This window comes from Shewanella sp. MF08487, assembly GCF_050848685.1.
In the GTDB taxonomy this organism is placed as follows: Bacteria; Pseudomonadota; Gammaproteobacteria; order Enterobacterales; family Shewanellaceae; genus Shewanella; species Shewanella glacialipiscicola.
In genome coordinates, this window is sequence record NZ_JBOZPB010000016.1 from 27,918 (window position 1) to 41,286 (window position 13,369).

Here is a 13,369-nt window from a genome sequence, read left to right on the forward strand (position 1 = left end):
TTAAGTTACCGCACCTTAGTTGCCTTTTGGGTTAGGCTACTGAATAATCAGCAGATAGATTTGTTAATCTTATGTTGAAATATTTTCGATAATTATAATAATCCTGCAGGATAGCGGATAGATGAAATTCACTCGGATGTTAACTACAAAATTAACCAGTTTTTGGTTAATGTCTTTGGCTGCAGTTGCCTTCGTATTTATATTGAGCGCGGTGATGAGCTTTGTGCAGCTGACTTATAAGTTCCAGCAGCAAAAAGTGGTTGGACTTGAGACTATGCTGGTGGAGCATTATCAGCGTCAGCCAGACTGGGAGTTAGAGGCTTGGTTGCCGCCAATGCTTCTTGCTTATAATGCTGTTGATTTTCGTCTGAGCTTAAAAGATGAAGTGTTATTTGCCTATAAAGGTAATCTTTCCACTCAAAATGCGGTGATATACGACCATGTACTAGAGCCTAAATCTGGCTTGCACATGCAATTGACCTTGCCACAACCCTTCGATCACTACACTTTCAGTTGGTATGAGATTCTTATTCTATTAATCGGTATTTTTGCCGTTATTGCATTAGTGCGTTTTGGCCATTTATGGTTTTCACAGCAATTAGATGGTATTGAGGAATTAGCTTTACGTAGTCGATTAATTTTACAAGGTAAGCATGAGGAGGCGCTGGCAAGTCCCGGAAAGGGTAGACCTCGGTTAATTAATCGTGCGTTAACTAAGCTACTCGAAGAGTTACAAGATGCGCAAAAGGAGCGGGGTCGTTTTGACAAATTTATCCGCTCTAATACTTTTCTGGATGCAGAAACTCATATAGGTAATCGGTTATTTTTAACTAACCGTCTCGATGCGCTGAGTCATAATCAGTCGATGCTCGCCCATGGCGTTATTTATTTATTAGAAATGGATGATCTGGATTTATTACAACAATCCCAAGGTGAAATAGCGGCGAAAGAATTTCTCAACTCGACCGTTAATGCTATTAGCCTGCTTTTACAAAACCAAGCCAATAGTATCTTTGCCCGTCGCTCCCATCATCAGTTTGCCATTGTAGTACCACAAATATCGCTTATTGAAGCTGAAAAATTGGCCAGTAAGTTACTCAAGATATGTTTGAGTCAGCCTTTACCCGAGATCGATAATCGTGACAACTTTTTCCACCTTGGCTGCGCCTATTTTACCGCAGGAGACAATGCAGCGCAGTTAATTGAAGAGGCTGATATGGCGTTAAGGGCGGCACAATTACAAGGCAATAGTAATTGGTTTATGTACGATAAAGGGGCGATTGATGAAGAGTTTACTAAAGGTTCAGTGCGTTGGCGGAGCTTTTTAGAAAATGCCTTAGTGCAAAAGCGATTTTTCCCCTTTAGCCAGCCGGTAATCGATTCTGATGGTAATGAACATCATAAGGAGATATTTACGCGTTCTAGGGATAATCAAGGGGCATTAATTCGTGCCAGTTTATTTATTCCTATGGCTAATAAATGTGGCTTAATGCCGCAGGTTGAAAGGCAAATTATTGAACGTGTTTTACTGTTATTATCGAATGAGCCAACGATCGAAGTATCGAATTTACCCTCAAATGTAAAATCTGCGCCGCAGCGATACAGTATTAACTTGAGCTTGGATTCGTTAATGAGCCGAGCATTTACACAATGGCTAAAAACAACGTTATTAGAATATCGGCATTTGACCCCGCGGCTGATTTTTGAAGTAGCTGAAGATATCGTGATCCAACATCAAGAAAAGTTACTCCCTAAGTTGGATATGATTCGCAAAATGGGTGCCAGACTCTGTGTGGATCATGTTGGTGAGCAAGTTGTCGGTACTTATTATATTCGTGAGTGTCATTTTGATTTAATTAAGGTGCATCGTTCTATCGTACGGCACATCCATATGCGACCTGAAAACCAGTTATTTATCCGTAGCTTGATTGGTGGTTTATATCGCACTGAGGTGCAAGTTTGTGCCGAAGGCGTTGAGGTTTTTGAAGAGTGGCAGACACTAAAAATTCTTGGTGTTAGCGCTGCACAGGGAATGTATTTTAGTGAACCGATAGAGGCCAAGTAGAATCTTGAATTTTTGTGTAGTTGTTGCCATTGTAGATGAAAAATAGCACATATAATTCACGTATTTATCTATAAACTATGCCCATTAGCAGCTAGACTAATCAGGTAAAATTACGGTGCTGGTAGTATTAATAGAATGTTTAAACACAGAGCTATTAAACATTGGATAGCAAGAAAACAAGACGTTTAAACGAAAGAGCAAACTCAAGCTTTTAAATTCAGTTAGTTATAGGCATTTTATGGGAAAAAGTTTTATGGGTCGATTCGCCTTTTGGCAGCAAAACACGCCCCCTATTAATATCGGGGTCTATGTCTGCGCCGATAAGTTATGGGTATATGCGCCTGTACAAGATGCCAAGAGCGAGCAGTGGCAACCCTTTGAACTTAAAAATGAAAACTGGTCTGCAGGCTTCAGTGCTGTAGCCAAATCTTTTCCCAATGCACAGTTACAACTGATTTTAGCTTCAAGCCTGTATCAATTACTGCTAACCGATAAACCCAATGTCGATGTGACTGAGCTGCCGCAAGCTTTACTGTGGTCAGTTAAAGATATGGTTAGCTTGCCTGTGCCACAGATTCATTTGGATTATTTTGAGTCCCCCTTAGCCAGTAATAAAATTAATGTAGTGGTGGTGGATAAAACCAAGCTTGTCAGTATGGTTCAAGCTATGCACGAACAAAATCTACAACTTGCTGGTATCGGTATCGAAGAATTAGCGATGACAAACCTTTTTGGTGATGATAACCAAGCTCGGTTAGTGGTGAGCCATAATCCCGGTCAGGAATTGTTATTAACTGTGGTTAAGCAAGGCCAGCTTTATATGCAGCGCCGAGTACGAGGATTTACTCATTTAGATAAGGCTCCAGCAGAGGAACTTGCTTATGGTATGGCAGACAATCTCAGCTTAGAAATCCAGCGTTCGATGGATTATTTTGAGAGTCAATTAAGACAAGCTCCTGTGGCTTCTATCGAACTGCTTGTCGATGGCGCAGTGGATAAATTGGCGACATTACTTTCAGCTAATTTTAATCAAAGTGTGAATGTTATCAATAAAAGCAGTGTTAACGCTCAAATGGCGCAGCTCGCATTTGCCGAGTTTTCAAGAGGTGTAGAGTGATTAAATACCGCGTTAACCTTTACACTCCCTCATTATTGCCACCAAAGCAAAGGCTGACTTTTACTCGTTTAGGGGCTTATGCCCTAAGTGTTTTACTCCTTTTGGCCGTTTGTGTGAGTTATAGCTACTGGCAAGTCAACTCTTTACGGCAAGAATTACAATTTGCAACGCAGCAAAAACAGCAATTTGATACTCAAAAGCAGACATTAGAGGCGGAGCTCACTGCACGCAAAGCCGATCCTGCGCTGGTTGAACGAGTCAATTTAGTGACCCAGCAGTTAGAGTTAAAGCAGTTGCTCATGGGAGAATTAAGCTTAAGGGCTTCCTTAACGAGCCGCGGTTTTGCTCCAGTACTTAAAGACCTTGCCGCCGTAGCGGATGGCAGTGTGTGGCTAAGTCATATTGTAATCAACGAGCAGGACTTTATGTTCGAAGGTTTTGCTGACCACCCACAGAGTATTCCGCTGTGGGTAGATAAGCTTAAGACAACACGTACTCTCAAAGGACACGCTTTCTCGTCGATGAGTATGGATCGTGGTGAAGATAAACCTTTGGCTTTTACCTTGAAAAGTAGTAGCAAGGAGGCCACGCAATGAAGCAAAAGTTAACCCATTTAGGTCAGCAGTTTAATGCGTTAAGCCGCCGAGAGCGGGTGTTAATTGCAACTGCTGTGTTGGCCGTGCTGGGCATGCTGAGTTACTTGCCGCTCGAATCGATTTGGAAAACCCATGCATCGATTTCGCAGCAGCTTAAAGTCCTAGAGCAAGAAAATAGTATTTCAGCTCAGCAAGTTGATCTATATCAACAGCGCCTAGCCCTAGATCCTAACCTAGATTATCAGCAGCGCTTAGCTATAGTCGAACAGCAAAACCAAGATTTAGATAGCCAACTCGATGAGCAAATGGTGGCTATGGTACCGGCAGATTATATGCCTGAGCTACTAAGTAACTTACTTGGACAAGTGCAAGGGATTAAATTAATTAAGTTTATGTCGATAGCGCCCATACCCTTGTTAGCGGTAGGTGAAGATAAAAAGTTGAACCTGTATAGCCATGGTATTCGCTTGAGTTTAGAAGGCGATTATTTCTCCGTACTGCGTTTTGTTGAAGCAGTTGAAGCTATGCCAGATAAGTTGTATTGGAAGCGTCTTGATTATAACGTTGCACAATACCCACTGGCGACGATTGAGATTGAACTTTATACCTTAAGTATTAATAAGGACTTTATCAGTGTGTCTAAATAAGTCTTATATTATTAGCATTTTACTTTGCTTAAGCTCCACAGCTGTTTTGGCTGAGTCGCTGCGAGATCCCACATTGCCGGGCAAAGGCTTTGCTGCGGTAGATACCACGAGTCAAATGCAAGATCAGGCGATAATCCTCAATAGCATAGTCAGCTCCGGCAACACTGCTTACGCTGTAATTAATAACAAAATAGTGTCTGTAGGTGACAATATTCAGGGGCTGAGAATTGTTAAGATCACCCCAGCTTATGTGTCACTATCCGATGGCCGGAAATTGACATTGTTTCAAGCAATAACAGAGAGATAGGGAATACACCTCCGATGACAGCGATTAAATACTTCACACCTCTACTCTCACTTTGTCTTGTGGCGTGTCAGACCACAAATAGGCCACAACCCGAGGCGAGTAAAAATGAATTAGCCGCTTCAATGGCGACAGCGACGGTATCAACAACGCCACCGCCTGCGACTATGCCAGATGCGGTGCAGCGAGAATTGAATGCTGGAGCCTTATTGTCTGGTTTAACTCCAGTCATGGAAGCTGAGCGCCGTTTCGATGTGTCGGCCCTAGATGTGGATGCAAAAGTCTTTTTCCCAAGCTTAGTCCAAGGTACGCCCCTGAGCGTCGCCGTGCATCCCGATGTGCAAGGAACGATTTCGCTCTCTTTGAAAGGCGTAACTTTAACCGAAGCGATTCAAGTGGTTGAAGATATTTATGGCTACGAAGTAAGTCGTGAAGGCCGAATTTTACGCGTATTCCCAGCAGGAATGCGCACAGAGACTTTTCCACTGAACTATCTGTATATGGAGCGTGACGGTTTGTCGCTCACCTCGGTGAGTTCGGGGCGCCTGTCGGATAACAATAATTCAAACAGTAATAACTCAAACAGCGATAATTCAAATAATAGTAATTCGAACAATAATTCGAATAGTAATAACGGTAACAACTCCAGTAACAATGGCAGTAGTGACAGCTCTAACGGCACTTTTATTCGTTCGCGTACTAAGACAGATTTTTGGGGCGAGTTAAAAGAAACGCTGACCTCTATTATTGGTGAAACCGGAGGCGGTCGTCAGGTGGTTGTCACGCCGCAGGCGGGTTTAGTCACCATTCGTGCTTTTCCGAGTGAATTACGTCAAGTGCGTACTTTCTTAAATACAGCAGAAAGCCATTTACAGCGCCAAGTTATCCTTGAAGCTAAAATCCTCGAAGTGACCTTATCCGATGGCTATCAACAAGGCATTCAGTGGGACAATGTGCTGGGACATGTCGGTAATACTAATGTGAATTTTGGCACCTCAGCAGGCCCAGGTCTAAGCGATAAAATTACCTCTGCAATAGGTGGTGTTACCTCACTTAGCATCAAAGGCTCAGACTTTACGACGATGATCAATTTCTTAGATACCCAAGGCGATGTCGATGTGCTGTCTAGCCCAAGGGTCACGGCATCGAATAACCAAAAAGCGGTGATTAAAGTGGGGACTGATGAATATTTTGTGACTGACGTTTCATCGACCACAGTGGCGAGTACAACACCCGTGACAACGCCGCAGGTAGAACTTACGCCATTTTTCTCTGGTATTGCTTTAGATGTCACTCCGCAAATTGATCGTGATGGTAACGTACTGTTACATGTGCATCCGTCAGTTATTGATGTAAAAGAACAAACTAAAAATATTAAAGTGAGCGATGCCTCTTTAGAGTTACCTTTGGCTCAGAGTGAAATTCGTGAGTCAGATACCGTTATTCGTGCAGCTTCAGGTGATGTGGTGGTGATTGGCGGCCTGATGAAGAGTGAAAATATTGAAGTGGTATCGCAAGTGCCTTTGCTGGGTGATATTCCTTTGTTAGGTGAGTTGTTTAAAAACCGCAGTAAACAAAAGAAGAAAACTGAGTTAATCATTTTACTTAAACCTACGGTTGTAGGTGTCGATACCTGGAAAACCGAGTTACAACGTTCTAAGACCTTATTAGATCGTTGGTATCCGGAGACAAATTAAGCTTCTATGTATCAGAAGCATTTTGGCCTCAGCCAAGCGCCATTTTCACTGACACCCAATACCGGATTTTTTTTCGGACTATCACCGCACGTAGAAGCCTTGCAAGTATTGCAAACCGCCCTACAAACGGGTGAAGGCTTTATTAAGGTGACTGGGGAAGTAGGAACGGGTAAGACATTGATTTGTCGTAAACTCATCAATGAATTACCGAGTAAGTTCCATTGTGCTTATTTGCCGAATCCTTACCTTACCCCTACGGAGTTACGTTGGGCGGTGGCGAGTGAGCTGGGCCTTAAATACGCCAGTAATATTGATCAACAACAGCTCACAGGGCTTATTCAACAACAGCTTTTAGCTTTAAGTGCCCATGGGCACGCTATTGTATTAGTGCTTGATGAAGCACAGGCATTACCGGACGATAGTTTAGAGGCGCTGCGTTTATTCACTAATCTTGAAACCGAGACGCGCAAATTATTACAAGTCGTGTTATTTGCACAGCCAGAGCTTGATGAGCGGCTTAAACGCCAAGAATTTAGGCAATTAAGGCAACGCATTACTTTTAGTTATAATCTGCGTCCATTAACACTAGACGAAACAGATGCTTATATTCGCCACCGATTAGCCATAGCAGGACGCGCTGGCGAAGCCTTATTTACATCACGGGAAACACGTCAGATAGCCCATGCGTCCCGAGGGATCCCCAGATTGATCAATATTCTTGCCCACAAAGCCTTGTTGTTAAGTTTTGGCGAGGGCGCTGCTTGTGTACAAAGCTCCCATGTTAAAGCAGCAATTCAAGATACCGAAGATGCCAGTACCAGCCGATTATGGCCGTGGAAGTGGTTACCGTTTTTAGCGCTAATGACTTTAGTATTTGGCCTTGGATTACAGCATTTTTTTAAGGATGTTGTATGAGCGTGATCAACAAGATGCTGCAGGATCTCGATAAGCGCCAACAAGGTCATGAGCTTAGTAACGTTATCCAACCACAGATACAGTATTTAGCTCGTTCTAACTCCTATTTTAACAGGTTATTGTTCTGCGTTTTTTCGCTGTTGCTAGGCGGTGGAGTTGTTTATGGCTGGCAAACCTTTATGGCAACATCAGTTGAAGCAACACCGACTCTCACAAATGAACATAATCCATTAATCTCGGCTCCCACAGATCCTGTGCCAGTTGACAGCGTAGTTTGGAAACCCACCTCGGCAAGCCTTGATACTGTGGCGACACCCGTCAAGGTAACGACAGCCGCCCGTGCTGAAATTGGCTCCAATACTCAAATCACTACGCCAGTTTTAGCCGCTAAACAGCTTGCCATACCCGTGCCTGAGACTGATTTAGAGCCTGAGTCTGAACAAGAGTCAGAATCAGACATGAGCCTTGAGTTCGTTGAGGATATGCCTGCCAAGGATGATCATAATCAGCCAGATAGCATATCCGCCGTTGCTGCTAATACTGCTCCAAAAGCACAGGGGAAAATGGCGATAACAGAAGTGACATTAACGCCACAGCAATTGGCAAATAAGCGTTTTGCGTTAGCGAGCGAGGCGCAGAAGGACGGTCAACTCAGTCGTGCTATTGATTATTATGAACAAACACTCGCGCTAGACCCTGGCATGCATGAAGCACGTAAACAATTGGCTGCGCTGCATTATGGGCAGAATCAATTAGCTCAAGCCAGCGATCTGCTACAACAAGGTCTTATCTTATATCCGCAAGAAGTCGACTTTGCGCTGCTTCTCGCAAGGGTTCAGCAAGCTTCTGCTCAGCCTAGTTTGGCACTGGCGACGTTAGCTAACATACCCGACACGCACCTGCTCGCGAGGCAAAAGTGGATGGCACAATCGGATATCGCACAAAAATTAGGCCAGTTTTCCTTAGCAGAACAAGCTTATAGGCAGTTATTACAACAAGAACCAATACAGGCTAAATGGTGGATGGGATTGGCTTATTCACTTGATTCTCAGCAACAATTTACCCAAGCACGCCAAGCTTATCGCACTGCACTAGGCCATAGAGGCTTATCAGCGCAGGCGAGTGCCTTTATTGAACAACGTTTAACTCAGCTAGGAGATAGCCAATGAAACCCAGATTAAAAATGCGTTTAGGCGATCTGTTAGTTCAAGAATCAATTATTACTGAAACGCAGTTACAACAAGCGTTGGCTGAACAGCGTAACACCGGCAAAAAGTTAGGCCGTACTTTGATCGATCTACAATCGATTACTGAGCATCAATTACTGCAGTTTTTATCCCAGCAGTTAAATGTCCCCTTTCTTGATATCAGCAAACTGCCTATTTCCGCAGAGGTGGTGCACTTAATTCCTGAAGTGCAAGCACGACGTTTCCGCGCTTTAGCGGTTGAAGACAGAGGCGACAGCGTGCTCGTGGCGATGAGCGACCCGGCTGATTTGCAGGCGCTTGATCACCTCGAAGCCCTTATTGCCCCCAAACGTTTAAAGTTAGCCGTGGCGCCCGAGCAGCAACTGCTACAAGCTTTTGATAACTTATATCGCCGCACAGACCAAATTGCTCAGATCGCCGGTAAGCTTGAAGAGGAATACGCCGCCGATCAGATGTTCGATTTAGCCAGCCTCACCTCAGGCGACAGTGATAATGAAACCACAGTCGTTAAGTTACTACAGTCGATTTTTGAGGATGCGGTGCAAATGCGCGCCTCGGATATTCATATTGAGCCCGGTGATAAAGCCCTGCGTATTCGTCAGCGTATCGATGGTCAGTTACACGAAACGATTCTGAATGAAGTTAACATTGCCGCCGCATTAGTGCTGCGACTTAAGTTAATGGCCGGACTCGATATTTCAGAAAAAAGATTGCCACAAGACGGTCGCTTTCAAATGGAGATCAAAGGACATCATATTGATGTGCGGATGTCGACCATGCCGATTTACCACGGCGAATCTGTGGTAATGCGTTTACTTGATCAATCGGCGGGTTTATTAACCTTGAACGAAACCGGTATGCCACCGGCTATTTTGGCGCGTATTCGTAAACAAATTAAACGTCCTCACGGCATGCTATTGGTGACTGGGCCGACAGGTAGCGGTAAAACCACTACTCTATATGGCATTCTGAGCGAGCTTAATACCGCTGATCGTAAGATTATTACCGTCGAAGATCCTATCGAATATCAATTACCACGAATAAACCAAGTACAAGTTAACCATAAGATTGGTTTAGATTTTGCGAACGTTTTACGTACCACGTTACGCCAAGACCCCGACATCATCATGGTCGGTGAGATGCGTGACCAAGAAACCGTTGAGATTGGTCTTAGGGGCGCGTTAACCGGTCACTTTGTGTTATCGACATTACACACTAACGATGCGGTCACCAGTGCACTACGTTTACTGGATATGGGCGCTGCCAGTTACTTAGTCGCCAGTGCCTTAAGAGTCATTATTGCCCAGCGTTTAGTGCGGCGGGTGTGCCATAACTGTGGGGTCGACTATCAACCGACCGCGCAGGAAAAGGCGTGGTTAACTAGTGTGAGTCGTAAAGATTTTACCCATGCAAACTTTAAAATAGGTACCGGTTGCCAGAGTTGCAACGGCAGTGGCTATCGCGGCCGTATTGGTATTTTTGAAATTCTTGAGCTGGACGATAAGATGGTTGATGCCATGCGTACCAGTAATCCACAGGATTTCGCCAGAGCCGCGTTAAATAGCCCTAACTTTACTCCGCTTGCCGAGTCAGCTTTACAATATTTGAGTGAAGGCATGACGACGATTGAAGAGGTGGCGAAGTTGGTCGAGGACGTGAGCGAATCACACATCCCCTTATCTAAGGATATTATCAGTCAACAAGGCATTGAGGCGTAATTATGCCAATTTATCAATACCGTGGACGCAGTGGTCAAGGTCAACCCGTGACGGGGCAATTAGATGCAGCATCGGAAAGTGCTGCCGCTGATATCCTGCTGTCGCGGGGTATTATTCCCCTTGAGGTCAACGTGGCCAAAGTGACTAAACCCTTCTCATTGGCTCAGCTGTTTGGCAGTAAAGTCGCGCTAGAAGAATTACAGATTTTTACTCGGCAAATGTACTCGCTGACGCGCTCTGGCATCCCTATTTTACGGGCGATTGCGGGCTTATCTGAAACGGCACATTCTCAGCGGATGAAAGATGCGTTAAATAATATCTCTGAGCAGCTGACAGCCGGGCGGCCATTATCATCATCGATGAATCAACATCCTGATGTGTTTGATTCTTTGTTTGTTTCTATGGTGCATGTGGGTGAGAACACCGGTAAGTTAGAAGATGCGTTTATTCAGCTTTCGGGCTATATCGAGCGCGAGCAAGAAACGCGGAGACGCATTAAAGCGGCCATGCGTTACCCCATGTTTGTATTAATTGCTATCGCTATTGCGATGGTGATCCTGAATATTATGGTGATCCCTAAATTTGCCGAGATGTTCTCACGTTTTGGTGCTGACTTACCTTGGGCGACAAAAGTGCTGATTGGTACATCGAATCTATTTGTGAATTATTGGGGGCTAATGCTGGTGGCGCTTATTGGTTCGATTATCGGTATTCGCTATTGGCACCATACAGAAAAAGGCGAGAAACAGTGGGATAAATGGAAATTACACATTCCTGCTGTGGGGTCGATTATTGAGCGGTCAACGTTAGCGCGTTATTGTCGTAGTTTTTCTATGATGCTCAGCGCTGGAGTGCCGATGACACAGGCGTTAAGCTTAGTGGCTGATGCCGTAGATAATGCCTATATGCATGACAAAATAGTCGGTATGCGCCGTGGAATTGAGTCTGGTGATTCTATGCTAAGGGTGTCGAATCAGAGCAAGCTGTTTACACCTCTAGTGCTGCAAATGGTCGCAGTAGGGGAAGAAACGGGGCAAATTGATCAATTACTTAATGACGCTGCTGATTTTTATGAGGGTGAAGTTGATTATGATTTAAAGAATCTCACCGCTAAATTGGAACCTATTTTGATCGGTTTTGTCGCAGTAATTGTCTTAATATTAGCACTAGGTATATATCTGCCGATGTGGGATATGCTCAATGTCGTTAAAGGTGGGAAGTAGCCCTAATGCAGAGCCAACAAAAGGCCGATAATGATCTATTACATATCTATGGGCGTATGATCTCTGTAGGGCTAGTATTAGTTATTATGGCTGTTGTCGGTGCTAAGTATTTTTTGACGTTACCGCAAATTGCGGCGCGTGGATTAGAAGTCGAACATACTCGTTTATTGAATGTGTTGGTCATGGTGCGATCGCAGTGGCTATCCCTAGGTAAACCACAACAGATGCAGTTGAATTGGGAAGTATTGGACAATATATCGATAAAACCAGAAATCAGTGTCGTCAGTGTGAATGATCTCGGTTGGCCACAACCTAAGTCATTCACTGCCCAAGGTTGTCAGGATTTATGGTGGCAGTTAATGGGGGCAGAACTTGATAATACGGACTTGGTCGCTGATTATTCGGCTCAAGATAATAGCTGTAGCTATTTGTCGTCCAATGGCGATAGTTTAGGTTATCAACTGGATTCTGGCAGCGTTACATTTTTGGCTGCACCGTAAAATATTGTTATCTCAATAGCTTTTTAAAATTGATTTAACTGTTAGAATAAAATGATTAAGCATAGGGGCATATATGAAAACTGTGAAAACGAAACAAGCAGGGTTCTCATTAATTGAGCTTGTCATTGTCATTGTGATTTTGGGTTTATTGGCAGCAACTGCGATCCCTCGGTTTTTAAATGTTACCGATAGTGCTGAAGATGCCAGTGTTGACGGTGTCGCCGGAGGCTTATCAACTGCAGTGAGTTTTGTTCGCTCTCAGTGGGAAGTTGACGGACGCCAAAATAGCAGCGTTATTCTTGACGGCACACCAGTGGCTCTCGACCCTCGCTTTGGTTATCCAACGGGCATATCAGTGACGGATGCCACGGCGATGACAGATGCTAGCTGCCAAGAAGTGTTTAATACTGTATTGCAGAGCGCACCTCGTAATGTGCTTTACACTGATGATGCTCGTAACCAACGTTACACAGTACGTATGATTGATGGTGCGGGTGGCAGTGCGAACTCGATCACAGGTACTGCTGTCGCTGGTTTAGATTTATGCGTTTATCACCAAGTGGCTTCACTGGTGTTAAACCAAACTAATGGTGTACCCACACCAACGCCAGATTTATCAACAACAGGTGCTAAAGGGGTCGTGTATAACCCTGGTACAGGTAAAGTGCTAAGCTTTACCCAAACGCCATTTACACCTTAGATTATAATTTATAGTTTTATTTTTTTTATGTTTGAAATGATTTTAGTTTTAAGCGAATTAGCTTAAAAGTGGTTTAACTTAATTAGTACTCGCACGAGTACTCACTTATAAAGAAAGGTAGTTTGATATGAAAAGACAACAAGGCTTTACCTTAATTGAATTAGTCGTAGTGATCATTATCTTAGGTATTCTTGCTGTCACAGCGGCACCTAAGTTTATTAACTTGCAATCGGATGCTCGTGTATCTGCACTGAGTGGCCTGAAAGCTTCAATCCAAGGTGCAAATACTTTAGTTTATTCTAAAGCGGCATTAGCTGGTTTAGAAAAAGCATCAACTGCCACTTTAGTCGATATTGCTGGTACTCCTGGTACTGGAACTACTGAAATTGCAGATGACGTGTCCACTATTTTTGGTTATATGGACGCAACTGCGACTAATTTCCCAAGAGCATTGGATATCAGCGTTGAGTCTCTAGGCACGGATATTACGACTGGTAGCGCCGCATCAACTAATGGTTCTGATTGGGTGCTTTTCTCTGACGCCAGTGTTGTTAAGTTTTGGCAAAGTGGTGCTCCAGCGGAGTGCTTTATTGAATACTCACCTGCGACAGCTACTACTACACCAACGTTCACTGCTACACCGGATGCGTCTAAATGCTAGTTGATAGCTAAGAGAATG

13 protein-coding genes are annotated in these 13,369 nt (G+C 44.0%); all 13 read left to right on the plus strand.

All coding sequences use genetic code 11. The features are described from left to right. Positions 1-121 precede the first annotated feature (121 nt). The 13 genes from csrD (at position 122) to ACRN9H_RS12150 (ending at position 13,351) form a co-directional block, all read left to right on the plus strand. On the plus strand, positions 122-2,065 hold the full coding sequence (csrD, locus tag ACRN9H_RS12090) for an RNase E specificity factor CsrD (RefSeq protein WP_432313972.1): 1,944 nt from the start codon (positions 122-124) through the stop codon (positions 2,063-2,065). 238 nt (positions 2,066-2,303) lie between these two features. After that, the gene (locus ACRN9H_RS12095; RefSeq protein WP_432313973.1) at positions 2,304-3,182 is read left to right on the plus strand and encodes an MSHA biogenesis protein MshI; all 879 of its coding nucleotides are present in this window, start codon (positions 2,304-2,306) and stop codon (positions 3,180-3,182) included. Then, positions 3,179-3,778 (plus strand): fimbrial assembly protein, encoded by a 600-nt coding sequence (locus tag ACRN9H_RS12100; RefSeq protein WP_432313974.1) that lies wholly within the window; start codon positions 3,179-3,181, stop codon positions 3,776-3,778. The genes ACRN9H_RS12095 and ACRN9H_RS12100 overlap by 4 nt, the downstream gene beginning before the upstream one ends. Then, a complete protein-coding gene (locus ACRN9H_RS12105; protein ID WP_432313976.1) occupies positions 3,775-4,425 on the plus strand; it encodes an MSHA biogenesis protein MshJ in 651 nt (216 codons plus the stop codon). The genes ACRN9H_RS12100 and ACRN9H_RS12105 overlap by 4 nt, the downstream gene beginning before the upstream one ends. Continuing rightward, on the plus strand, positions 4,412-4,732 hold the full coding sequence (locus ACRN9H_RS12110; protein WP_246611736.1) for an MSHA biogenesis protein MshK: 321 nt from the start codon (positions 4,412-4,414) through the stop codon (positions 4,730-4,732). Before ACRN9H_RS12105 ends, ACRN9H_RS12110 begins: the two co-directional genes overlap by 14 nt. Positions 4,733-4,746: 14 nt before the next feature. Next, on the plus strand, positions 4,747-6,426 hold the full coding sequence (gene mshL / locus ACRN9H_RS12115) for a pilus (MSHA type) biogenesis protein MshL (protein WP_432313978.1): 1,680 nt from the start codon (positions 4,747-4,749) through the stop codon (positions 6,424-6,426). Positions 6,427-6,432: 6 nt separating this feature from the next. Next, positions 6,433-7,341, plus strand: coding sequence for an ExeA family protein (locus tag ACRN9H_RS12120; protein WP_432313980.1), 909 nt, complete (start codon positions 6,433-6,435; stop codon positions 7,339-7,341). 14 nt (positions 7,342-7,355) lie between these two features. Beyond that, positions 7,356-8,510, plus strand: coding sequence for a tetratricopeptide repeat protein (locus ACRN9H_RS12125; protein ID WP_432314057.1), 1,155 nt, complete (start codon positions 7,356-7,358; stop codon positions 8,508-8,510). After that, positions 8,507-10,267: a GspE/PulE family protein gene (locus ACRN9H_RS12130; RefSeq protein ID WP_220773115.1), complete on the plus strand. Its 1,761-nt coding sequence runs from the start codon at positions 8,507-8,509 to the stop codon at positions 10,265-10,267. The genes ACRN9H_RS12125 and ACRN9H_RS12130 overlap by 4 nt, the downstream gene beginning before the upstream one ends. A gap of 2 nt (positions 10,268-10,269) precedes the next feature. Further along, positions 10,270-11,490, plus strand: a complete 1,221-nt coding sequence (locus tag ACRN9H_RS12135) for a type II secretion system F family protein (protein WP_432313982.1) — start codon at positions 10,270-10,272, stop codon at positions 11,488-11,490. A 5-nt stretch (positions 11,491-11,495) separates the two neighbouring features. Continuing rightward, positions 11,496-11,990 carry an MSHA biogenesis protein MshF gene (locus ACRN9H_RS12140; protein ID WP_432313984.1) on the plus strand — a complete coding sequence of 165 codons (495 nt, stop codon included), beginning with the start codon at positions 11,496-11,498 and terminating at the stop codon, positions 11,988-11,990. 82 nt (positions 11,991-12,072) lie between these two features. After that, complete coding sequence (locus ACRN9H_RS12145) at positions 12,073-12,690, plus strand: pilus assembly FimT family protein (protein ID WP_432314059.1); 618 nt, start codon at positions 12,073-12,075, stop codon at positions 12,688-12,690. Between the two features lie 127 nt (positions 12,691-12,817). Continuing rightward, positions 12,818-13,351: a type II secretion system protein gene (locus ACRN9H_RS12150; protein ID WP_432313986.1), complete on the plus strand. Its 534-nt coding sequence runs from the start codon at positions 12,818-12,820 to the stop codon at positions 13,349-13,351. Positions 13,352-13,369 lie beyond the last annotated feature (18 nt).

Bases quoted from the DNA above. Each gene is read 5' to 3' on its own strand.
- csrD (WP_432313972.1), top strand. From the start codon at position 122: ATGAAATTCACTCGGATGTTAACTACAAAATTAACCAGTTTTTGGTTA.
- ACRN9H_RS12095 (WP_432313973.1), top strand. From the start codon at position 2,304: ATGGGAAAAAGTTTTATGGGTCGATTCGCCTTTTGGCAGCAAAACACG.
- ACRN9H_RS12105 (WP_432313976.1), top strand. From the start codon at position 3,775: ATGAAGCAAAAGTTAACCCATTTAGGTCAGCAGTTTAATGCGTTAAGC.
- mshL (WP_432313978.1), top strand. From the start codon at position 4,747: ATGACAGCGATTAAATACTTCACACCTCTACTCTCACTTTGTCTTGTG.
- ACRN9H_RS12120 (WP_432313980.1), top strand. From the start codon at position 6,433: ATGTATCAGAAGCATTTTGGCCTCAGCCAAGCGCCATTTTCACTGACA.
- ACRN9H_RS12125 (WP_432314057.1), top strand. From the start codon at position 7,356: ATGCTGCAGGATCTCGATAAGCGCCAACAAGGTCATGAGCTTAGTAAC.
- ACRN9H_RS12130 (WP_220773115.1), top strand. From the start codon at position 8,507: ATGAAACCCAGATTAAAAATGCGTTTAGGCGATCTGTTAGTTCAAGAA.
- ACRN9H_RS12135 (WP_432313982.1), top strand. From the start codon at position 10,270: ATGCCAATTTATCAATACCGTGGACGCAGTGGTCAAGGTCAACCCGTG.
- ACRN9H_RS12140 (WP_432313984.1), top strand. From the start codon at position 11,496: ATGCAGAGCCAACAAAAGGCCGATAATGATCTATTACATATCTATGGG.
- ACRN9H_RS12150 (WP_432313986.1), top strand. From the start codon at position 12,818: ATGAAAAGACAACAAGGCTTTACCTTAATTGAATTAGTCGTAGTGATC.